The 24457-nt window shown below is 39.0% G+C and carries 19 protein-coding genes; 10 read left to right on the top strand and 9 right to left on the bottom strand.

Features of this window, described 5'->3' with window-relative positions; genetic code table 11:
* Positions 1-274: 274 nt before the first annotated feature.
* Positions 275-469: a nitrate/nitrite transporter NrtS gene (nrtS, locus tag FAM09_RS22285; protein WP_136579373.1), complete on the bottom strand. Its 195-nt coding sequence runs from the start codon at positions 467-469 to the stop codon at positions 275-277.
* 419 nt (positions 470-888) lie between these two features.
* Between nrtS and FAM09_RS22290 the strand changes: the two genes are divergently transcribed.
* On the top strand, positions 889-1815 hold the full coding sequence (locus FAM09_RS22290) for a GlxA family transcriptional regulator (protein WP_136579374.1): 927 nt from the start codon (positions 889-891) through the stop codon (positions 1813-1815).
* A 23-nt stretch (positions 1816-1838) separates the two neighbouring features.
* The gene (locus tag FAM09_RS22295) at positions 1839-3287 is read left to right on the top strand and encodes a serine hydrolase domain-containing protein (RefSeq protein WP_136579375.1); all 1449 of its coding nucleotides are present in this window, start codon (positions 1839-1841) and stop codon (positions 3285-3287) included.
* 94 nt (positions 3288-3381) lie between these two features.
* On the opposite strand, the gene FAM09_RS22300 is transcribed toward FAM09_RS22295, so the two are convergent.
* A complete protein-coding gene (locus FAM09_RS22300; protein ID WP_136579376.1) occupies positions 3382-3876 on the bottom strand; it encodes a DUF6252 family protein in 495 nt (164 codons plus the stop codon).
* 452 nt (positions 3877-4328) lie between these two features.
* Here FAM09_RS22300 and FAM09_RS22305 point away from each other — a divergent pair, with 452 nt between their 5' ends.
* From FAM09_RS22305 to FAM09_RS22335, 7 genes are all read left to right on the top strand, one after another.
* Positions 4329-5132, top strand: coding sequence for a class I SAM-dependent methyltransferase (locus tag FAM09_RS22305; RefSeq protein WP_166437233.1), 804 nt, complete (start codon positions 4329-4331; stop codon positions 5130-5132).
* A 355-nt stretch (positions 5133-5487) separates the two neighbouring features.
* Positions 5488-6075, top strand: a complete 588-nt coding sequence (locus tag FAM09_RS22310; RefSeq protein WP_166437234.1) for an RNA polymerase sigma factor — start codon at positions 5488-5490, stop codon at positions 6073-6075.
* A gap of 158 nt (positions 6076-6233) precedes the next feature.
* The gene (locus tag FAM09_RS22315) at positions 6234-7484 is read left to right on the top strand and encodes a FecR family protein (RefSeq protein ID WP_136579379.1); all 1251 of its coding nucleotides are present in this window, start codon (positions 6234-6236) and stop codon (positions 7482-7484) included.
* 158 nt (positions 7485-7642) lie between these two features.
* A complete protein-coding gene (locus tag FAM09_RS22320; RefSeq protein ID WP_136579380.1) occupies positions 7643-11239 on the top strand; it encodes a SusC/RagA family TonB-linked outer membrane protein in 3597 nt (1198 codons plus the stop codon).
* Between the two features lie 23 nt (positions 11240-11262).
* The gene (locus tag FAM09_RS22325; RefSeq protein ID WP_136579381.1) at positions 11263-12753 is read left to right on the top strand and encodes a RagB/SusD family nutrient uptake outer membrane protein; all 1491 of its coding nucleotides are present in this window, start codon (positions 11263-11265) and stop codon (positions 12751-12753) included.
* Between the two features lie 92 nt (positions 12754-12845).
* Positions 12846-14129 (top strand): thioredoxin family protein, encoded by a 1284-nt coding sequence (locus FAM09_RS22330; protein WP_136579382.1) that lies wholly within the window; start codon positions 12846-12848, stop codon positions 14127-14129.
* Between the two features lie 305 nt (positions 14130-14434).
* Positions 14435-17167, top strand: a complete 2733-nt coding sequence (locus FAM09_RS22335) for an alpha/beta hydrolase family protein (RefSeq protein WP_136579383.1) — start codon at positions 14435-14437, stop codon at positions 17165-17167.
* A gap of 96 nt (positions 17168-17263) precedes the next feature.
* On the opposite strand, the gene FAM09_RS22340 is transcribed toward FAM09_RS22335, so the two are convergent.
* From FAM09_RS22340 to FAM09_RS22370, 7 genes are all read right to left on the bottom strand, one after another.
* A complete protein-coding gene (locus tag FAM09_RS22340) occupies positions 17264-17509 on the bottom strand; it encodes a hypothetical protein (protein ID WP_136579384.1) in 246 nt (81 codons plus the stop codon).
* Positions 17510-17887: 378 nt separating this feature from the next.
* The gene (locus FAM09_RS22345; RefSeq protein ID WP_166437235.1) at positions 17888-18379 is read right to left on the bottom strand and encodes a TlpA family protein disulfide reductase; all 492 of its coding nucleotides are present in this window, start codon (positions 18377-18379) and stop codon (positions 17888-17890) included.
* A gap of 119 nt (positions 18380-18498) precedes the next feature.
* Positions 18499-20061, bottom strand: a complete 1563-nt coding sequence (locus FAM09_RS22350; protein ID WP_136579386.1) for a hypothetical protein — start codon at positions 20059-20061, stop codon at positions 18499-18501.
* 68 nt (positions 20062-20129) lie between these two features.
* Positions 20130-21023, bottom strand: coding sequence for a glycosyltransferase family 2 protein (locus FAM09_RS22355; RefSeq protein ID WP_243751755.1), 894 nt, complete (start codon positions 21021-21023; stop codon positions 20130-20132).
* A gap of 27 nt (positions 21024-21050) precedes the next feature.
* Positions 21051-21524: a MauE/DoxX family redox-associated membrane protein gene (locus FAM09_RS22360; protein WP_394347827.1), complete on the bottom strand. Its 474-nt coding sequence runs from the start codon at positions 21522-21524 to the stop codon at positions 21051-21053.
* Positions 21525-22050: 526 nt separating this feature from the next.
* Positions 22051-22413 carry a helix-turn-helix domain-containing protein gene (locus FAM09_RS22365; RefSeq protein WP_166437236.1) on the bottom strand — a complete coding sequence of 121 codons (363 nt, stop codon included), beginning with the start codon at positions 22411-22413 and terminating at the stop codon, positions 22051-22053.
* Between the two features lie 354 nt (positions 22414-22767).
* Complete coding sequence (locus FAM09_RS22370; protein ID WP_166437237.1) at positions 22768-23124, bottom strand: helix-turn-helix domain-containing protein; 357 nt, start codon at positions 23122-23124, stop codon at positions 22768-22770.
* A 512-nt stretch (positions 23125-23636) separates the two neighbouring features.
* Here FAM09_RS22370 and FAM09_RS22375 point away from each other — a divergent pair.
* A complete protein-coding gene (locus FAM09_RS22375) occupies positions 23637-24449 on the top strand; it encodes a succinate dehydrogenase (RefSeq protein WP_136579390.1) in 813 nt (270 codons plus the stop codon).
* Positions 24450-24457 lie beyond the last annotated feature (8 nt).

The raw sequence follows: 24457 nt of genomic DNA on the forward strand, positions 1-24457 counted from the left end.
CCCGGTATGAATGAAAATAGTAATATACTCTTTGATATTTCATAATAACAGAAATAAAAATGAAATATTGTGAGCGCCTCGCTTACTTTAGCCGCTTCTTTTCTTGTTAACCTAAGGATTGCCGTAATAGACATACGTAGCTTCTTTATCCCCTTCGCCAACACACATATATACTTATGCTATCATTTGAATCGTTCTGAGATACTTATTATAAAAATCTACTATTTTTATAAGATCCTCCCCTCATGGGGATCAGTGTAGCTAATCCCTCAGGCTATGCAATTTTCGCTGCTTTTATAGAAGAATACAACGATACGCAAAAAGGCGTGACATAGGTTAGTATGATCCTTATAACATTTCTTATGTTGAAATTTCCGTACCAGAAAACATCATAGCTGTTTATGCCATTTAACAAGCTTCCCACCACAATGGCCACCAGGATTGCCCTTTTAATATTCTTCTTAGTCATGCTTATAATTTTAAAGTACTGATAGTATTTGTATGGCGGCAATCGGAAATAGTATGTGTGTGATGTAATCAAATATAGAAAATGCCGAAGATTAAATTATGTCGGCTGCATGACAAACTGGTAGCCTAACGGTAGGGTAATGGCCTGGGTATTGCCTGAGAATTGCCTGAGAATTGCCTGGGAATTGCCTTACAGAAGTGGGATCCCAGGGCAATGCCTGGGGGATCTGCGTGCAGTAGGTAGGCCATTAAGCTACCTGTTTCGTACAATACCGGTACCATTACAGTACCATCTGCGACCTGAATAGACAGTTTTAGAACGGGCGAAGCTTTAGAATGGAATTTATGTCCGTTTCTGACGCCCTGCTGTCTGTCAATGCCTTTCAAATGTTGGTATTTTTGCTATAACAAACCTGGTTTATGGAAAAAATAGCGTTTATAGTACCCCCATTTGTTGAAATACTCGACCTGGCGGGTCCTGTGCAGGTGTTTACCGAAGCAAGGTTCTATGGTTTCGAAACTGAGCTTGAATTTTATTGTTTAGAAGAAGCCAGTGTAAGTTCATCAGGGCTTCCGTTTGGTAAAGTCAGTCATTTCAGTGAAGCTAATCTGTGTAACGGGGATTATCTATTTGTGCCGGGTATGGATTTTCAATATCTAAGCAGCCCTGCTTTCAAAACGCAGCATGCATTCTTTAATTGGCTGAAACAATGTTCCGATAAAGGCACTTTTATTTGTTCGGTCTGTAACGGCGCCTTCGCGTTAGGTTATGCGGGCTTACTGAAAAACACCGAGTGTACTACACATTGGAGAAGAATAGAAGCGCTTCAGCAGGCTTTCCCCGATGCAAAAGTACTAACGGATATTTTGTTCAAAAAAAGCAACAATGTATATACCAGCGCGGGCATCAGCGCCGGCATCGACCTTGCGCTGGCTATCATGGAAGAGTTGAAAGGCGCCTTGTTTACACATAAGGTGGCGCGCGGGCTGGTTGTTTACCACCGCAGAAGCCAGCACCATACACAGCAAAGTGTTTACCTCGATTACCGCAACCATATCAATCCAAACATACATATCGTACAGGATCATCTTATTGAGCATCTCGCCGATGAAAACTCCATTGAAGACCTGGCGAAGATGGTTGCCATGAGCCCGAGAAACCTGAGCCGCGTGTTTAAAGAAAAGACCGGTACCACTATACTCGAATATCTGACGCTTTTGAGACTGGAACTGGCAAGGACCATGCTTAATAATCCTAATTTCACTATTGAATATATCGCATCACGCTGCGGTTTCAAAACAGCCAGGCAGCTTCAGCGGATCTTAAAAAACAATTCACAACATTGAAGCGGCATATAAACTACAGACTAATGAAAAAGTATTTGCTTTTAGTCCTTCTTAATTGTGCGATTACCTGTTACTGTCAGAAAATTCCCTGGAAAATAGCTGAACCGGAAGCACAGGGGATGAGCTCGCTGACACTAGCCAATGGTATCAGGGAGTTACAACAGGCCGGCACAAATATCCATAGCCTTTTAATCATCAGGAACAACCATGTGGTGCTCGATGCGGCTTTCTACCCTTACCGGCAACAGTATGCGCATGATATGGCGTCGGTTACAAAAAGTGTTCTATCGCTCCTGATCGGAATTGCAATTGACAATGGGTTTATCAGGAGTGAACAAGATCCGGTTATTAATTATTTTCCAGGGCATACCATAAAAAACAGCGTGCTTAAAAACCTGGCCATAAAAGACCTGGTGAATATGGCATCGGGTTTCCAATGCAGTTGGGCCAATGGAGAAAAAGAACTGGAGCAGATGCAGGACCAGGCTGACTGGGCCGGGTTTATGCTTGATCTTCCTTTCTCTTCAAAACCAGGGGAAAAATTCTCTTACTGCAGCGGTAATTTCTACCTGCTCGCAGAGATATTGCAAAGGGCAACGAAAATGAAGAGCCACGATTTCGCCAGGAAATACCTGTTCAATGTACTGCAGTTTGGTAAAACATACTGGGATGAAAACAAAAAAGGCGTCAATCATGGCTGGGGCGATCTTTATCTGCTTCCTTATGATATGGCTAAGATTGGCTCTTTGTTATTGCAGGAAGGAAAATGGAACGGGAAACAGGTTGTTTCAGCGGGATGGATACAAAAGATTAAACCCTTGTATTATATAAAAGGCACTGAGTCGTATGGTTATGGCTGGTGGCTCGACAGCGAGAGCCCAAATGAAATACAGGCTATGGGAAGAGGCGGGCAGCGCATGTTCGTGCTGAAGGACAAAAATGTGATTATCGTGACCACAGGCGGCGGATTTGATGCCGGAGAAATGGACAACCTGGTTGAGAATGCCATTGCAGCCTATAAACCGGATGAGAACCATTATGCTGAATTACTGCAGCGGGTAAAGCAGATCCAGATGCCTGACACGGGTAGCAACCACGAAAACAATTTTTCACCAGGCATGCTCAATAAAACTTTCCGGCTTGAAAAAAATGACCTCGAGATAACTGCTTTCCGGTTCGAAAAGGGCAGTAAGGATTATTATCTTATTCTTGACCTTGAAGATGGCGGAAAACAAAAACTGGCCATGGGAATGGGTAACCGATATGTGATCTCCCGCGAACATCTGTTTGGTTTACCCGTTGCGCTAAGAAGTTCCTGGCAAAAGGATAAACTTCATGTTGAATATAATAGCCTCTCCGGCATTAACCTGTACAGATTTACTTTCGTTTTTGATAACGACAGTGTTGATTTCAAAGCCGACGATATAACCAATAAGCGAAAGATATCTCTAAAAGGCAGAGCTACCAATTAATTGATCGGCATGTTGTCGATGCAAAATAATGATTAATTCAAAAACGCTAGGCTACCTATTGGCAGCCTAGCGTTTATCATATAAGTGACTTAAATTAAAAAGCTTTATATGTGGTGTTAAATTGACCATCTTTAATAACTACACTGTCGGGGCCGCCAAATGCATTGTAGATTACGCCCTCAAATTTACCTGCCACCTTTTTATTAGTTTTATCTAATGTGGTAACAGTAACAGAACCATGTGATCTGCTATCGTTGCCACTGTAGAGTTTTGAGGTGGTAAATGTTGCCAGTTGCAGGTCTGCATGGTCAAAGTTAAGTTTGGTGTTTACTTTCGAGGTGTCAGGGAATGTAACATCCAGGAATACAGAGTCTCCTGGCAGGGTTTGTCCACCCACTACAGAGATATATCCATTATGAGACGTGCCCGTTACAACTCTTGGTTTAAAAGCATTACCGCCGATAGTAGCAGATAATGCAGCCGATGAACCGTTGTCATCTTTGTCTTTTTTACAACTGCTAATACCTATGGTTAATGCAGCAGCCATTACGGTTAATAATCCCAGTAAGCGTAAATTTTTGTTCTTCATACTTTGTTTTAGGAGTGATAAATGTTTTTGGGCTATAGAAACGAGGTAGGCTACCGTTTATTGTTACGGGTTATTGTTTTGCTGCCGGGTGTATTTGATATGCATATGCTAAACAGGGTGGCTTTCAAAGATCCTGACTGATAAAGTTTTTCAGGTGCGTGCACACTTTTTGGCAATAACAACGCGCTTATTGCCAAAAACTGCACAGTTATTGGTTTTGTGAAACGATCTAAAAAATTTTTATCATCTTATGGTGGTCAATTATTTCATTGTCTTTTTCCCAAAAAAAAATTTTTTTTGGAGCTGCCTCAACTGTTGAAGCAACCTTTTTTTCCGGCCCAGCGTAAACGGTGGTATTCACGATAAATTTCCCCAGGTATTCAATTATGGATTGTCCTATTTGCAACTCCACCATCATTGCAACAAAACACGCAATTGGAAATGAGCGCTCCGTGCTGCGGTGCGCACAGTGCAGCGCAGAGTTCCTGTTTCCCCAACTGGATGACGAAGCATTACAACAACTGTACTCTGAAAGCTATTATGCCGCATGGGGATTGAAAGGCGATGCCGACAATGAAGCTACGCGGCAAATGAAGATGGCTACATTTGCACTGCGCCTTGACCTGCTGGCCCGCCTGGGAAAGCAGGACCGCCTGCTAGACGTGGGCTGCGCCACAGGATACTTGCTGGAAGCCGCCCAGGCTCGCGGATGGACGCCTTACGGAGTTGAATATGCGGCATGGGCTGCCGCCATTGCGCAAAAGAAGTTCGGTCGAGAGGCCATCTTTAACGGCACGCTGGAACAATGCAATTTCCCGGAAAACTTTTTCAACGCCATCGTCATGTCGGACCTCATTGAGCATGTGCGTCGCCCGCAGGAAACACTGCTCAAAGCAAGGAAGTTGCTGAAAGACGAAGGTCTGCTGTTGATAGTTACACCAGATACCGCCGCATTGTCGAACCGCCTCATGGGCAAACGCTGGACACATTACAAACCGGAACATTTCTTTTATTTCAACCGCCGCTCATTTCAATACCTTGCCGACAAGGGCGGATGGGAAATAATTCACTATGAAAAAGCAGCCAAAGCGCTTAACATCGACTATTTCCATACTCAGTTCAATGTATATCCACATTGTCTACTGACGCCGCTGGTTAATACACTCCATGCCCTGCTGCCACGCAGCGCCGGGAGGCGCAATTTTTTCCTGTCTATTGGAGAGATGGTGCTGGTATTGAAAAAGAAGAAAGAATAAAATATTTTTGTAGTTTTTATCTTTATTTAAATCTTAACCCTAGGTCAATTTCCGCACTTGGGTTGAATAATAAGGAAATGCAACCGGTTCTGCTTAAGGCGTGAGGTGGTCACCATGGCAGCAATATGCCGGATAAGAGGAGTATGTGTGCATCTATGCTGTAACTATCCTGAAAATTCGATTTTTTTGCACTAAATTTATCTTGCATTAAACCAGCATTATCCTTCCTTCTCCTATCATTTAGTCACATCCCAACAACACATAATTTCCCGGTTAAGGTCTGATCACTCTATATGGCAGGCCCCAATATGCTATGTGCTCCCGCCCATCTATCCTGGAATTACCGATAATTAGTATGAGCAACAATTTAGACAGTACTATTTTAACAGGCTTTCAGCAAGGGGATGAGCGTGCCTTCCGGCGAATATTTGATCATTTTTATCCTGCCCTCTACAACTTTACCCAAAAGCTCACCGGCAACCATGAGGAAGCCAAGGATATTTCGCTTCACGCTTTTCAAAAGTTGTTTGAACGGTGTAAACTATTTGAGACCGTGCCCAACATCAAAGCGTTTTTATACATCACCTGCCGCAACAGAAGTCTGGACTACCTGTATGCCCAAAAAAGGCAGCAGGAAAAACAACAGGAAATGGCCCGTGAAATGAGCAATGATACCCTGTTGCGCTATGAATATGATATCATGGATGAACTGGTAGACAGACTCAATGCCGCCATTGAAAACCTGCCCGAAGAGAACCGGAAAATTTTCAAGCTGCTTTATTATGAACAGATGACGCCTGCGGAAATTGCAGACCTGCTCCGTATTTCCGTGCAAACCGTTTATACGCAAAGGTCCAGGGCGATCAGGGCCTTGCGCCTGATGCTCGCCGACAATTCGCTGTCTATAACCTGGTTATTGTATACTATTATCCATGTGAAATGAGTCAACCACTTTTTGACGGCTTGAAAATTTTTTTCAAATTTTTCCCATTCCTGTAATAATTCAGAAACATTGGATCGTTTCTAATAGTAAGAAACCATTTCCTGCCTGTTAATAACGATTATTCAAGCAAACTACATTAACCACTTATCTCTGATTGAATGGAAAAGATGAATGAGGTAATAAACCTGTTATATAAGCACATACGGGAGGAGCTGACTGGTGAAGAATCTATTCAATTACAAAATTGGGTGAATGAATCTGATGAAAACCGGAAGTTCTTTGATAAAGTAACCGACACAAAAAGGTTGCTGATCAATGCAAGGATCAAAAGCGATAACCTGGCAACGATTGATCTTGACGAGGCCTGGCAGGAGTTGAAGAAAATGGGATGGGAACAGCCGGCCGAACCAAAAGGAAAACTAAGGTCCTTTAACTGGCGCTGGTATGCCGCCGCAGCAGCGATAATGCTGCTGATTGCCGGTTACTGGTGGCTTGCACCACGCGATGCAAAGGAAAGTAAACCGGAAGTAGTACAGCACGAAACACCAAAAAACGACATTGAGCCAGGAAAATATAAAGCAATGCTAACGCTGTCAGATGGGCGAAAAATTGTGCTCGACAGCGCTATGAAGGGTGAGCTGGCAAAGCAAGGCAACACGGCTATTGTAAATAAAGATGGCCAGTTAGTGTATGATGTTTCAAAAGCCAATTCTAACGGTAGAAGTTTGGAAGGAGCCTTCAATACCCTCACCACCGTCAAAGGCGAAACATATGCAGCCATTCTTTCCGATGGAAGTAAAGTGTGGCTGAACTCCGGGTCCTCTATCCGGTATCCTGTGGTTTTTACCGGTGGGGAAAGAAAGGTGGAAATAACCGGTGAAGCTTATTTCGAAATAGCCAAAGATGCCTCAAAACCCTTTATGGTAACTGTGAAAGATCTGACTGTTCAGGTTTTAGGCACGCACTTTAATATTAATGCGTACGATGAAGAAGCAGCAATAAAGACAACGCTGCTGGAAGGAAGTGTAAGCGTACAGTTAAAAGCAAATAGTCAGAGATCAATAGTGATAAAGCCTGGTCAGCAGGCAATACGTACTACGCACGATCTTCGCCTGCCCGATGGAACTTCCCTGAAGGCTGGACTCACGACTTACGATTCTCCCAACCTTGAAGCAGTAATGGCCTGGAAAGAAGGGCGATTTTATTTTGACGGTGCTGATATAACAGAGATCATGCGACAACTGGAAAGATGGTATAATATTGAAGTAGTGTATGAAGGGCCAAAGCCCACGCATTTTTTTGGCGGAAAAATGGAACGTAACCTGAACCTCTCCCAGGTATTGCGGGCATTGGAATACGCGGGAGCAGCATTCAGGATTGAAGGGAGAAAGCTGATTGTAATTCAGTGATCAGCAAGATAATGAATGAAAATGCCAACTTCGCATTGACGGCAATGCAACAACAGCCTTATCCCGATAAAAGGGGATACAGATAATCCCTGATGATAAGAGAGGCCTTCCTTGAAAATTCATCATACCGGCTGCCATATAAAAAATAACCATGACTATTGAACCCATCCGCCGCAGTTGACCTTATTGCCTTTTTCCCTATTCCTCCCTTTGAGTGGGGAGGTTTAGGTGAAGGGCAGAAAAAAGCCGCCAGTGTTGGTACCACTGCCGGCTGTAAAAAGGTTGACGAAATAAAAACTTGTTGGAATCCTTATTTAATCACCTTTCAAACCGAAGGTATGCAATTTTTATGCAATTACCTGTCCATGTCTTCTTCCCTTACGGGAGCGAGAAAAAGAGGGCCTGGCAAACCAAAACGCTGCTTTAACCCCGGTATCGTAAGCCGGCAAATATTACTTACGATGAAACTCACTGCTATTTTATTAACTGTTGTCTTTCTGCAGGTAAAGGCCGATGGGTTATCCCAAACGGTTACTTTCTCCGGCAAAGATGTGCCGTTGAAACAGGTATTTACTGCTATAGAGAAGCAGACCGGATATATATTTTTTTACAACCTGGATATCTGGAAAGATGCAAAGCCGGTGACCATCAAGATCAAGAACATAATCATAGAGGAAGCGTTGAAGCTTGTATTGAGAAACCAGCCATTTACTTATATAATTGAGAATAGGACGATTATTATCAGGAAAAAGGAAACGAAAGTAGAAGAGCCAGGTGTCGATAATGCTTTATCGCCACCCGACCCAATTGAAGTGCGCGGTGTAATTACAGATGAAAATGGCGCACCGGCGCAGGGAGTTAATGTGATGGTGAAAGGAACGAGTAAGGGAACTACGACGAATTTAAAAGGGGAGTTTGTTTTGACGAATGTAGATGAGAATGCTGTGTTGCTCATAACATCGGTTGGGTATGACAGACAGGAGATAGCAATAAAAAACAAAACGCATATTACTACTCAATTAAAAGTGGCAGTGGGGAATTTGGATGAAATGCAGGTGATTGCGTATGGGACGACGACTAAGAGATTTGCGACCGGGAATATTGCGACGGTGAAAGCGAAGGATATAGAAATGCAGCCGGTGAATAACCCGTTGTTGGCGTTGCAGGGGAGGGTGCCGGGGTTGTTTATAACGCAGGCGAATGGATTGCCGGGAACCGGTGTGACGGTTCAAATTCAAGGACGAAATAGCATCGGAAGCGGTAACAATCCTTTATATATAATTGATGGAGTCCCCTATGCTTCTCAAATGTTGCCAACTGTATATGCACCCCAATTTGGCGGCTTTGGTGCTGGATCTCCATTTAACTTTATTAACCCTGCAGATATCGAAAGTATTGATATATTAAAGGATGCGGATGCCACTGCAATATATGGATCCCGCGCTGCCAATGGAGCAATTCTCATTACTACTAAGAAAGGAAAGGCTGGAAAAACAAAGGTTGATATTAATTTACAAAGCGGTGGAGGAAAGGTAACACGGAAATTAGACTTATTAAATACACCGCAGTATTTAGAAATGCGCAATGAAGCTTTGAAGAATGATGGTATTGCTTCTCCGTCAGCTTCTGATTATGATATCAACGGAGTATGGGATACAAATAAAAATACTGACTGGCAAAATACATTAATAGGTGGAACTGCTCATTATACTGATATACAAAGTTCAGTTTCAGGAGGTAATTCTAATATGCAATTTATAGTTGGAGCAGGGTATCACAAAGAGACGACTGTATTTCCTGGTAATCTTGCTGACCAAAAAGGTTCTCTTCATTTTAGTATAAATAATATTTCTACAAACCAGAAGTTCAGGATACAATTGTCAGGGAATTATTTAGTAGATAAAAACCAATTGTCAAGTACTGATCTAACCAGTTATGCAACAACGTTGCCGCCAAATGCTCCTCCATTGTATAATGAAGACGGCAGCCTTAATTGGATGCTCAACTCTAATGGTTCCTCTACCTGGAGGAATCCTCTTTCTTCTTTGTCTCAAACCTATGAAGGCAAGACAAATAATTTAATCAGCAATGCCATTATAAGTTACCGGGTTTTACCGGAATTAGATATTCGAAGCAGTTTTGGCTATACTAATTTACAAACAAATGAATTTCTTGGTTTTCCCCTTATTGCAGAGAGGCCTGAAGATCGACCGTTCTCTTCAAGATTCGCAACGTACACTAATGCTAAGATCAGCTCATGGATTATAGAACCGCAAGCGAATTATAAAAGAACTATCGGGAAAGCAAAACTTGATGTTCTGGTGGGAACTACCATTCACCAAAACAACAATAAAGGAGACGTTTTGGGAGGCAACGGTTATAATAGTGATGCGGTGTTGAAAGACATCCGTTCTGCATCAAGTGTTACAGTCAATTCCTCCGTAGCCTCAGTATATAAATACAATGCTTTATTTGGCCGTATTATTTTCAATTTTAAGGATAAATACATTTTAAATCTTACAGCTCGCAGGGATGGGAGCAGCCGGTTCGGATCGAGAAATCAGTTTCACAATTTCGGCTCGGTAGGTGTTGCCTGGATATTTACGCAGGAAGAGTTTATCCAAAAAAACTTATCTTTTTTTAGTTTTGGCAAGCTGAGAGGAAGCTTTGGTACTACAGGTAATGATCAAATTGGCGATTACCAATTCATGGATTTATTTAGTCCATACACTGATAACGTCGGTGTACCCTATCAAAATACGAGCAGTTTAACTGTTAATGGCTTGCCTAACCCTTATTTGGAATGGGAAGAAACCCGGAAATTGCAATTTGGAATTGATCTAGGTTGTTTGAAAGACAGGATACTTCTAACCGCTAATTACGTTCGCAATCGGTCTTCTAACCAGTTATTGGCATATAATTTACCGACAATTACTGGCTTTGGATCTATTATTGAAAATTTTCCAGCTACTGTTCAAAATTCAGCCTGGGAATTCTTGTTGAACGTTACGACTATAAAGGGAAGTAATATTACATGGAGCAGCAGCCTGAACCTGACCCTCCCTAAAAATAAATTAAAATCATTTCCCAATTTAGCCACATCAAATTATGCTAGTTCCTTGATTATAGGTCAACCCATTAATGTTCAAAAAGCTTTTCATTTATTGGGTGTAGATCCTGCGACAGGTGTTTATCAATTTGCAAACAAAGATGGAAGCGCTACATCATCGCCAGACTATTCAACCGATCGAACAGTCATAATCAATACTTTGCCAAAGTTCTATGGTGGATTCCAAAATAGCTTCAGGTACAAAGGTTTTCAACTGGATATACTATTTCAATTTGTAAAACAAATAGGTCCAAACTATAATTTTGGTTTCATATTGCCCACGGGATTCTCAGGATATAATCAACCAGTTTCTGTGTTGAACCGTTGGCAAAAGCCGGGAGATAACAGGCCTATTCAACGCTATAGCTCCGGTTTTAATTATTTCTCTCAACATTTTAATGCAAAATTAAATAGCGATGAGTCTTATTCAGATGCTTCTTACATAAGGCTTAAGAATGCTTCTCTATCCTGGCAATTGCCCGAGGCGTGGAGACGAAATATACATTTGCAGGATTGCAGATTGTATATACAGGGGCAAAATTTATTGACTATAACACATTTTAAAGGAATGGATCCTGAAAATCAAAGCACCACTTCACTACCACCGTTAAGGGTGTTGACAATTGGTTTTCAGGTAGTCTTGTAGGTATGATTTAAAAATAATGAATTATGCAATCAATATATAAAACTACAGACAAAAAAAGTTCTCTTTATTCAGGAGATCACTTTCTGAGTCGTTTCTACATCTTTTCAATAGCAACCGTGTTAATACTGGTGTTTGAATCAGGTTGTAAGAAATTAGTAGATGTAGATCCTCCAGATACCACTATCACAGGGTCAAGCGTGTATGCCTCAGATGCTACTGCAATAGCAGTGCTAACTGGAATTTATACAAGGTTGAGTTCAACAGCTAATTATGATGGAAATACTGGATTTACTACAATATCGCTATTCACTGCGTTGTCAGCCGATGAAATGGCACTTTTCGACCTTAATAATGCAAATTATCTTTCTTTTTATAGAAATTCATTGTCCGCTTCCGGCGCAGGTTCTGAATTCTGGCCCACTATATATTCCTATATTTTTACCTGTAATTCCGCGATCGAAGGATTGAAAAAGTCTACTACATTGGCCCCTGCTGTAAAACAGCAATTAACAGGAGAGGCCAAATTTATGAGAGCCTTTTTTTATTTTTATTTGATAAATCTTTATGGCGATGTACCACTGGTTCTAAATATTGATTATAAAGTAAATTCTTTGCTTTCCCGCATTCCAAAGGCTCAAGTTTATCAGCAGATCATCAATGATTTAAAAGAGGCACAGGATCTGCTTACTTCTGATTATGTAAAGGGAGACGTCATTAGCAAAACAACTGAAAGAGTAAGACCCAATAAATGGGCAGCTACTGCTTTACTTGCAAGAGCTTATTTATTTAATGGAGATTATATAAATGCTGAATCACAAGCTACTTCTGTTATCAACAATTCTTCAATGTATTCCTTAAGTACATTGCCTGATGTTTTTCTAAAAAACAGTAATGAAGCCATTTTGCAACTACAGCCAGTTTTTCCAGCAACTGTTGTTTCAAATACACATGATGCTGTTCAGTTTATTATTCCTGCAACTGGGCCAAGTAATAGCTGGCCAGTATATCTAAGTACAAGCCTTGTTAATAGTTTTGAATCAAGTGATCAGCGAAAAATAAATTGGGTAAGTAGTGTGATTATGGGAACCGACACTTTTTATTATCCATATAAATACAAAATGAATACTCCAAATGATCCAGTTACAGAATATCTTATGTTGCTAAGATTAGCAGAGCAATATTTTATCCGTGCCGAATCAAGGGCGAAGCAAAATAAGTTAAATGAGGCAATGAACGATCTGAATGTTATTCGCACAAGAGCTGGGCTTGCTAATACAACAGCCACTACTCAATCGGAGCTTATCATAGCTATACAACACGAACGGCAGGTGGAGTTGTTTATGGAGTTGGGACATCGCTGGCTCGATCTGAAAAGAATGAATGTGATAGATGCCGTAATGACTATAGTAACCCCAAAAAAAGGAGGGACATGGAGTACAAACTGGCAGTTGTATCCAATACCTGTTGGGGATATCCAAAAAGACCCTAACCTGATACAAAATGCGGGTTATTAGTTCTAAACAGTGATTAGTTTTTGATATTAGATTTTATTTATATAAAATTATTAGACCCATTGGTGCAACTCAAAAGCACAAAGTGTTTGCAGATGAAAAAGCAAATGAAGAAGTTATTATTCCTAGTAATGCCGATTTATTTAATTGGGAATGCTCAGAATAAAGGAATTCAATTTGAACAAGGATTAAATTGGCAGCAAATAAAAGAGAAAGCAAAGACAGAGAATAAATGCATTTTTGTAGATTGTTATGCTACATGGTGCGGACCTTGTAAATATATGGATAAGTACGTCTATGAAGACGAAAGCGTCGGAAGCTTTATAAATAGAAGATTCATTTCTGTGAAACTGCAGACGGATACTTCAAGGCAAGATAATGAGGAAGTGAAAAAGTGGTATTCAGATGCCCACACTTTTCAAAAGGAATATGTAATAACTGCCATTCCTGCGTATCTATTTTTTTCAGCGGATGGTAATATTATACACCGAGATATTGGCGTAAAGGAAGTTAGTGATTTTCTTATTACCATAAATCATGCATTAAATCCAGAAAAGCAATATTATACACAGTTAAAAGCTTATAAGCTAGGCAAAAAAGATTACTTATTGATGCCTTACCTCGCGCTGATGGCTAAAAGTTTTAATGATAATGAATTAGCTAATACCATTGCGCGTGATTATTTTACAAACTATCTCTTTACATTAAAAGAAAGCGAACTTTGTTCCAAGAAAAATATTGAGTTCATTTATAGTTTCAATCAAATATTAACCTCAGAAGATAAAGGATTTGATATATTTTTTCGGTACGGCTCGCAAATAGATGATACAATGAACTTTAAAGGTCTTTCACAAATGATTACAGATTACATAATTACCAAGGAGGAAATCGATCCTGTTATGGAGAATATTAATAAAAGTAAAACTTATCCGAGTTGGAGTCGTGTTACAAAAAGAATCAAAAGAAAATATGGAGTTATTTATGCAGAGCGAAATGTACTAAATGCAAAAGTGTCATTTTATGAAAAAATAAAAAGCTGGAAAGAATACTTAAAGTATGCTATAAAAAAGCAAGAGAAATCAGGTATTGACACAGCTAATGTGTCAAATGTTATTAATACGAATTATACTGCCTGGATGATATTTTTACATAGTAGTCATAAAAAGCAGATCAATATTGCAATCAAATGGATGGAGTCTTTAAATATGAGTACTACGAATCAAGCTGGATGGCTTGATACATATGCAAATTTGCTTTATAAAGCTGGTAGAGTGGAGGAAGCCCTTAAATGGGAAGAAAAAGCTTTAAGGATGGCTCCTACAGATAAAGATATAGAGGAGGCATTTGCGAAGATGAAAAAGGGTAAAAAGACGTGGTAATTGGAAAGTAAATTGAACTTTCCAGATATTCCTGTTTAATTTTTGTAAGTATCGCAAAAAGTATTGCCTAAATGCTTTTATTCTTCATTTTAGTGTTTCTGCTTACTTCGTTTTCTATTTTTTCAATAAGTTAATGAATCTGAATATTTTTTGACATGTACTTTTTAGAATTCAATATATAAAGTCAAAAAAAATAAATGCAATACTCTGCATAGTGGCAGTTTTTTGTTTAACTTATATAATTATGATATGAACTTACATTTAAAGGCAGACATGGAAATAACCGTTATAAAACCGTAAATACAATGAAGCTCTATTTTCTGACCTTTACATTTTTATTATTTATTTTGAACATATTTTGTCAGAACTATAAACAGGTAGTTAGTAAACCACCCCTTGACATTTCCGCTATAAAAAAGTGGCCCAAATTAGAAAGCCCTGCAATAAGTAACAATGGGAAATATATTCTCTACAGTATTATAAACCAACCAGTAGGCAAAAGAACTTTAGTAATACAAGCGGTGAACAATATTTGGAAAAGAGAAATTGTTAATGCTACGCCTATATTATTTACTCAAAATAGCCAAAAGCTTATTTTTAAAAGCAATGATACCCTGTATATTTTAAAACTTGAGACCAATACCTTAAATTTTATACCGGCAATCAATTCTTTTAAATGGACTCGGTCCCATAAAGGAGATTGGTTATCTTATCAGCAAATGTTCCAAAGTAATAAGTTAATTTTATGGAATTTGCTTACTGAAAAGCAACAAACCTTTGATTCCGTCTTTGACTATTCATTTGATAATAGAGGAAATGTATTATTGATTGAAACTAAAAGAATGCAGTATAACCTTTCAAGCATTTCTATACAGTTAGTGGGGCTGGTTGACAATAAAACATATGTGATTTGGAATGCTGACACAAAGTCCGGTGTAGAAACTAAATTTACGAACGTTACTTTTGATAATGATGGTAATCAACTGGCATTTATCGAACAAAAGCAAATTGATGGCCAATTCACTAATGCTATTTGGTATTATAAGAGGGGTATGGACAAAGCAGTGATGCGAATAAATAAACAGTCTTCAGGAATATCCCCAGATATGTTAATAGCTAACTCAACATTGAGATTTAGTGAAAATGGACGATGGATGTTTTTTCAATTACAAAAAGTGCATGAAAAACTAATTCAAGATCCAAATTTGGTAAAAGTAAATGTGTGGAGTTATAAAGATGTAATAATACAAACAGATCAGCAAAAAGAAGCGAACGAAAAAGCATATGATGCAGCTTTAAATGTACAGGATAATAATATTATTAAAATTACGCAGGGAGAAGAGAGAATTATAAAATCAAGAGGAGATTATGTTCTTATTGAAAATAGTGAAGTAGAAACAAAATTTTGGTGGGATCGTACTTTTAACTCTAATTATTTGTTTTCACTCAAAGATGGATCAAAAAGGTTTTTGGTAAATGGAACAAAAAATATTGGATATGCTTTCTCCTTTTCTCCAAACGAGAAGTTTCTCGTTTATTTTGATCAAAAGCTTAATAAATATTTTAGCTATGATTTGACTACAGAAAAAAAATATAATATTTCACTTTCTATCCCTTCAGAATTAGATAATGAATACATGAGGGAAACCGAAGGATTATTTTTTCCTGTGGGTATTGCAGGATGGTTTGAAAAAGATAGAGCCCTGCTTATTTATGATAATTATGATATTTGGCAGGTAGATCCAACTTCTAAAATGCCACCAATAAATATCACAAATGGGTATGGATTAAAAAATCATATAAAATTTAGATTAGTTAATGAACCAGAATTGGAGGGTAATGTTATTAAAAATAATGAATCACTACTCTTGACTGCCTTTAATGTTCAATTGAAAGATAATGGCTTTTTTCAGAAAACAATGGGCAAGGGAGGAAATCCTGAATTATTAACAATGGGGCAATTTTATTATTATGTAAATTTTTCACAGATACCCAATGGCATTCCTGGTGTAAGCACTATTGCTCCAATCAAAGCAAACGATTCACAAACCTGGATAGTAGAACGTATGGCAGCAAACGAAGCGCCAAATTATTTCCTTACACAGAATTTTAAAAGCTATACGCAAATAACCAATTTACAGCCGCATAAAAGTTATAACTGGCTCACTACTGAACTCATAGATTGGAAACAATTAGATGAGACTTTTTCTCAGGGTATTTTATATAAGCCAGAAAACTTTGACCCAGACAAAAAATACCCAATTATTTTTGAGTATTACGACCAAAGATCGTTTGCATTGAATGCATACTTACAACCAGAGCTAACTAGTGCGTCTATAAACATTCCCTGGTTTGTGAGCCATGGGTATTTGGTATTCAGACCGGATTTTCATTTTTCTATAGCCAGTACATCCGGAAAAACAAATGGCATGAATGCATATAATACTATAGTATCCTGTGCGAGATTTTTGGCAAATAAACCTTGGGTTGATTCTAGTAGGATGGCAATTAACGGGCATAGTTTCGGTGGAGGAATAACTAATTATTTGATTACACACACACAGATATTTGCAGCGGCCGCCGAAGCAGCCGGTGTAAGTGATGGTATTAGCTCTTACTTAGATGGAAACTATGGCGACAGGCAGGAAGGGACGGAAATTGGCCAGGGCCGTCGTGGAACAACTCCTTGGCAACGTCCGGATTTATATGAAACCGAAGTTCTTAGGGCAAACCAAGTTACCACGCCTTTGTTAATCATGCACAATAAAGCAGATTATGCAGTTCCCTGGATACAGGGAGTAGAAATGTTTATGGCATTACGCCGGCTTGGTAAGAAAGTCTGGATGCTTCAATATGATGATGAAGGCCATGTTTTAAGTGAAAAAGCTGCGGAAGATTATACCTTACGACTTACCCAGTTTTTTGATCATTATTTGAAAGGATATTTTCCTCCCAAATGGATGACGGAGGGTATTTCCGCGAGATTAAAAGGTATAGTAACGGGATATGAGTTGGATAAGAATGGGAAAAAAAATTGATAGAAATAATATTTGATTGAATTCTTAAAGTACTCTCATTAAGAAGGGCCAACCTTTCAATTGGCCCTTACATAGTGTCTGAACTAATGATAAATATTAAAACTCAGTACTTCTTGTATAAAACGTTGAGCATGCAGCATCATCGACTGTAGTTGCCGAAATTGCTGTCCCGTTGTTTGAGTTACTGGTAGTAAAGGTAACAAGTTGTACAGTGCATGTAGAACCGCCTCCTTTTGTATAAAGAATTGTAGATCCAGTACGATTATTTGCTTTAAAAGCTAAAGTTCCGCCTACTACTGTAAAAACAGTGATAGCTGTTAAGATAATTTTTACTTTTTTCATAATAAAAGTGCTTTTTAAATTAAAAAGCAAAATTTTTGTTATAAACAATTTGCCTACTCAGTTTTAGTGGTTTTCGGCTTCCCCACTTTGCCAGCTATATCAATCTAATAGATGAATATACTGGTCTTTATTCACGCTAGTTTTCCTCCGCCATGCATCAGCAAGGATTAAGCGCTGAGTGAATCTTCTTACTTTGTTCATCCCTCCATGGATTAGGATAAACTTTTTCAGATGCTTCATTGGCTGGCAATCCACTGTACCTTTGTTAAAGCTCTAGCGCTATATTATCGAAGCTTCAGCAAAGCAAGGCCGGCCAACAAAGGTTCGTCAATATCTGCATTGCCTGATCAGGACATCGCTTGTATTGTACACAACCTCTTATTTAAAAGCTATTTCTTTTATCACATCAGTACTAACTTTCCCAGTAAGCACTTGTTTTAACCGTTTGTCATTACTATAAATAGCTATATATGGTACTCGTTGTACTTTGAAGTAATTTCCGAAATCAAGATTATAGTCACATCCTAATGTTATATTTCGGTATTTTTTCAGTTTATAACGGTCATAATAAATTTTAATTTGCTCTAAAGGAAAGTGTGTAATGATGTAAAATTGAATATTTGCGAGTGATTTTATGTTTGTAACAATTTCTTCAGTTTCTGCACGGCAAATTGGACACTCTGGTGAAAAATAAAATATTACTATTGGCATTCCTTTCGGTATGTTGTTTGTGTTAAAATGAGCACCACTATCTAACAACAAAAGGTTAAATGAAGGCATAAGTTTTCCTTCCAATTTTGTTTTTTCACGTTTCTTGCTAAGGCAACTGGATAGACAGACTAAAATTATTAGAAGTGCTGTGTGTTTCATGCATGATCGTTTTAATAAAGATTCAGCATTCGACATTTCTTTCTATTAATGACAACTCTATATTGTGATGCCAATTTTTCACTTCCACTATTTTTTTATGCAGTGTTATCGCACCTATTCTACACAAAGGATTTTGTTAACATTTCGGAATCGTTATTTTTCTCTTCAGGTTGTATGCTTTTGACGTCAGACTTTGCAATTCCCATCCTTACCAAACAATCCACCAATAGTAAGGCAAATGTAGAGATCAACATTATTGGAAAGGCTAAGAATCTTAATGCTGCAGAGGATGCAAAGATGGTAAACCCTAAATTTATTAACCATACTGCACTAATTAAGATTATTCCTTTGCTGAATTGTATATTGCTTTGTAAACCATTCATTATTATAAAACCCAGCAAACTACACAAAAACATAACATTCATTACACCACTGAGAATAGAATAATAGTCAAGTATAGTCACCTTCATATTCTTCATGCGAGTGGTTACTTTATGACTTTTGTATCCAAACCAGGCTTTTGCAATGGGTGCTACATAATCTCTGCCAGAATTGTAAGCTTGAAAAAATTCTATAGGTGGTGCATAGTATTTATTAGCATTAGGCCACAGGAAATACCTGGCAAATTGCAACGGGTAATGCTTAATTAACCAAATGCCATAATCGGCATACAAAGGCCCCATACTGGCCCATCTTTTCATTTCATCAGCAGTGGAATCATTTTTAAACTGTATGTTCATATATTTATATAAAGGCAGCCCTGGCGACCACATATATACAGTGTTGGCTTGCAGCGCTTCGTGGGGATACTTATTCACATCACGGGTACTGTCGAAATAGGTACAAACCATTTTATCTAATACTTTAAATCTTGCTGGCACAGGCTTACGTTTGCCGCTTTCTACATATCGGTAAGCATACATAGCGTTATTGGTTAGTTGCCAGCCGCTGAAGGGGGAGTATTGCCAATAGCCGGTAAGTTTTTTGTATTTGTAGCTGGTATAACATACAAATAATCCACAGAACAACACAATTGAAGTTAAACTCACAATTTTTTTACGTAGCGAAAATGGAGAAAGCCATAATGTTAGCGCTGTGATAAAAGGATAGATTAGCGCATTATAACGAACAGTAAAAGCAACAATTAAAATCAATACATGCCATAAAATAAGACGCGTGGATGGTCTGTGAATGATCCACAGTAATAAAGTAACCCATATAAGACTAAGAGCTAAAAATAAACCATCGCTGGATATATGATTAGCCAGGTGCAAGAACAAAGGATTTACCACCATAAAACACACCAGAATGATCTGTAAGGTTTTCCCTGGGTTATAGAAATAAAACAGGGTGAACAAAAAGAATAAGGCGCTGCTTTGGATTAGTAAATATTGAAAAGCCACCAATGCAGTGTCAGAGCTAGTAAAAACACTGAAAAGGCGAAGAAATCTGGGATAACCAACTGGGTATGTATAGATATCTAAATTATAATATGCAATCTTTAAATAATCGAAAGAGTCATCATGGATAAAACTAGCATATGGGTATAGATACTTAAACACTGCAAACTGGATTATGATAGCGCCTGCTGCCAGCAATAGAATGATTTGGTTACGGCGGTTGTTGAACAGAAATTCTTTAAATGAATATTGTGTGCCTAATAAAGTGTTATTGTCAGTCATAGAAATGCATTGCTTTTATCTTAAAGTTGTATCGGAGTATTTTATTTCCTTGCCGAGGAAAAGGTATGTCACACCGCTCTCTCGCGGCAGTTAGGTGTGGTACATCGGATTATTACTTGGTTATTAATCAATGAATACTTCACCACACACCAAACCGCCCTACACCCATCTTTCCACCCAATCTTCTTCCCCTCCGCAAATGTTCTCCCATAATAACTAATGCCCACCTCATAGATCCTTATCCCTGGTACCATCGCAATCTTTGCCGTCACTTCAGGCTCGAATCCAAAACGTTTTTCCTTCAAGCAAATCCTTTGAATAATATCCGTCCTGAACATCTTATAGCCCGTCTCCATATCTGTAAGGTTAAGGTTGGTAAACAGGTTGCTTAAGAACGTAAGGAACCGGTTGCCGATGCTATGCCAGAAGAACAGGATGCGGTGTGGATTGCCGCCCATAAAACGTGAGCCATAAACCACATCTGCCGAGCCAAGTACAATGGGTTTCAAGAGTGTATTGTACTCGCCCGGATCGTATTCAAGATCGGCATCCTGTACCAACAGGTATTCGCCGGTTGCCTGGGCAATACCTGTGTGGATAGCCGCACCCTTTCCCTGGTTTACATCGTGCCTGATATATTTGAAATAGTTGATCGAAATGGTAGCTGCATTTGCGATATAATTTTGTATCACAGTTCCTGTGTTGTCTGTAGAACAATCGTTTACAATGATCACTTCCTTTTCAATATTCCTGATGAGCTTTACCTGATTGATGCGGTCAAGTATCAATGCTATTGTTTTTTCTTCGTTATAAGCCGGTATAATAATGGATAGCCGGTGAATGCCTACTGCTGCCGGACTTCCATTTTGTATGACCATGCCTGTCAACACATTTTCCTGCGAAGCAGTGTCACCCTGGCTTTGTGACATTAAGTTGTTGTTTTGATCTATCATGCTTGACATAATCTATCTTTTATCAATTAGGGGAATTCAGATCTTATTCATCGACCGGCGTATTTGTCTTTCCAATAGTACTCCGGTGAAAGCAAGTAGTATAAACAGGCTATTAAATATCAGATGCCCCTGCCAGGATAGCAATGAAATAACCCCTCCACAACTACAGGGCAGTTCTTTATTGAATGTCATGATAGCGCCAATATATACAGTGAATGCAATCATCAGGGCAAGTGAAGCGTATAATCCCTTCAATCGCCAACGGGGAATTATTAATAATGCCGATACCAGAAATTCAGTTAGTGGCAACGACCAGGCTATAAAAGGCGCTATGGGTTTTAAAAGGGGTGATTCGGCTATCTGTTCTTTAAAAACAGCATACTCCATCAGTTTGCTTATTCCTGTGTATAAGAAAAGTATGATAAACAGAAGCGCGATAATTTCTACGATTGTAGATCTTGATAGCCAGGTGAACGAGATAATTCTCGTTACGGTGTTCCGATTTTGAATGGTTCTACCTTCCATTGTTGAATGGTTGATAATGTTTAATGGTTTATGATCGACTGCACCCGACAACAGAGCTGGTGATGGATGTAGCGATCATCCTTTATTCGACAATTTTATATCGATATCGCATCACTGACCCTCGATTTAGTTTATTAAAAAAATTGTCTCACCAGCCTGTGGGCCGGGTAATACTCCGCCAACCTTTTGCCTATCGGCGGAGTGGTTTTTACAGTCGTTTCAGTTTGGAATATTATTTACAGATCTCTTCCCTTTAGTCATTTAATATTTACCGTATTTGCCCCGGCTAAAAAGCTACGGCGTACCGGCTGAAACCTTATCCATAAAATCTTTGTATTGCCTATATCATAAAACAGGTTACTAAAGGATCAAGCAATAAATAGTAATCACGGAAAGCACTTTGGATATTTACTTATCTTTCTTCATTCATCCTACACGCAAGGTACACTCATAAAATACGCCGTTCTGGTCAAAGTATACGCCATTCCGGTTTTTCGTGTACATGGTTGGTTTATGTTGTGATGTTTGTTGAATGCATAGAGGAATTCTTTTTACGCCATTCCAGTGGTGACATGCCTGTTGTCTTTTTAAATTGCTTTTCCAGGCTCTTAACGTCATAGCCAACATGATAAGCTATGCACTTAACAGATTCGTCTGTGCCTGCCAGCAACTCTTTTGCTTTTGCAATACGAATGCTCACCTGGTATTCATAAATAGGAATTTGATAAACGCATATAAAGCCCTTGCGTAATTTACTTTCATTAATGTAGAAACGATTGGCTAACTGTGCCTGTGTGTAGCGGTATTTATAATCTTTCTCTAAAAGATCTTTCACTTTTTGGAGCATTTCAAGATCTGATGGTGATAGCCTCATGAGAATAAGGTTTTGATAAAGGTTTACCTGTCGCAGAAATTCCTGCGATGGCCAACTACCATTACTAAATACCATGCGAAATATTTTTATAGGAACGCATTTTGGTCGAGAGGTAATTGTTACATGCTAGTGACTGCTATCCAATAAATGTGGACTTGAAAGATATTTGTCGTAATAAAAAGAGATGGCTACAAATTATGGTAAATGGTTCTTTTGATATTTCCGGGGACAAATTACCGTGGCAACCATTCCATGTGCAAGTTAAAACGAACCAGGCCGCAATGCAAATGCATCTTATATGAGTTTAGTCCTTTTTTATATGACTTTAGGGCAAAGAATAAAGGTGATGACTATTTAACTGGTTCCATATTTTTTTTGCCAGGCCTGTGGCGACATATTCTTTACCTTTTTGAATGCATTGCTGAAATTGTTTTGATTGCTATATCCGCATAAAGCGGCAATTTCTTTTTTGGTCATTTTTGCCGCTAAAAGCATTTCACACGCAGCGTCAATTCTTTTCAGTTTCTGGTATTCACTTATTTTTTTCCCATATTGTTGCTTGAAACACTTTTGCAGGTCTTTCCTGTTTACACGCTGCCTTACAGCATGCTCATTTACGGTTATCCATGCAAGCGGATGCCTGTCAATATATTCCTTTATTTCAACAGTGGCTTTAAGCACGTAAATACTGAAACGCTCTTCGCAGTTCACGACTATAGTATGTTTAACTTACAAAATCAGGTTCCCGAAGCTTCAAAGGGATAGAACTATGTTGTATAGATAGTAAGTAAAGGTTGTTGTAAAATAGCGGTTATCTTATTTATCGCCTATAGATAATTGGTGCCCATCAGATGAAATAAATTTACCTATTGCAAAGGAATCCATTAAATTTTATAAATATTCCTATGTAAATGAATGTTAGCAAATCATCTGCATCGTTATAACGAAGGTATCTCTACGAAAAAGGGCCTTTAAGTCATATTTTGTTTACGAAAACGGGAATGCAGATATATAAGATTGAGTAAATGCCGCGCTTTTAGAACTGCCCAGGTCTCTGTTCTTTACCCCCTGCGAAACGAAAAATACTGTTCCTGCTTAGCGGCTGATATTTTTATCCTTACATATACCTTTTTTTAACTAACTTAGATGAGGATCTTTATCCTTCCTACTCATTGACAAACTTCCTGATCAAGATTCTATCCTTAATAACGTAAGCTGTTTTTATGGCTGAAATACGTTTAACTGATATACGACGGGGTTTGGGTCATACCAACCGGAAGGATGCATGGTGGGCGCGTCCACTGCTCATCTTTATTTGTCTCACCATTTTCCTCATTTACGTAACCTGGGCTGCATTCCAGGGCAACCATTACACATTTGGCCCTTATCTTTCGCCGCTTTATTCGCCCGAACTTTTCGGTGATTCAACGCATAGTTGGTTTGGTGCAAAACCCGGCTGGTGGCCCGGGCAATTACACTGGTCGCCTGCATTGTTGGTATTATGGGCGCCAGGAATATTTCGTTTAACCTGTTATTATTATCGGGGCGCGTATTATAAATCATTTTGGGCAGATCCGCCTGCCTGTACAGTTACGGAACCGCGTAAAAAGTATCTGGGTGAAAATTCGTTTCCGTTGATCATTCAAAATATACATCGTTACTTTCTTTATCTCGCCTTATTCTTTTTGCTTTTTCTTTCCTATGATGTTTGGAAGGCGCTGTGGTTTATGCCGCCTGGGGCAACTGATACTGATGAAAGATCATTTGGCATTGGTATTGGCACATTGGTGCTGGCCATCAATGTGGTTTTACTGGGTGGTTATACATTGGGGTGTCATTCTTTGCGTCACCTGGTGGGTGGGTTTATGGACCGTCTTTCCGGGGCTCCCATCCGTGGCAGGGCATACCAGTGCGTAAGCTGTTTAAACAGGCGACATATGTTGTGGGCATGGATGAGCTTATTCTGGGTTATGTTTTCAGATATCTATATCCGCTTGTGCTCTATGGGTGTGTGGAATGATTTTAGAATTTTATAGCAATATTA

Source organism: Niastella caeni, from assembly GCF_004834005.1.
Classification (GTDB): Bacteria; Bacteroidota; Bacteroidia; order Chitinophagales; family Chitinophagaceae; genus Niastella; species Niastella caeni.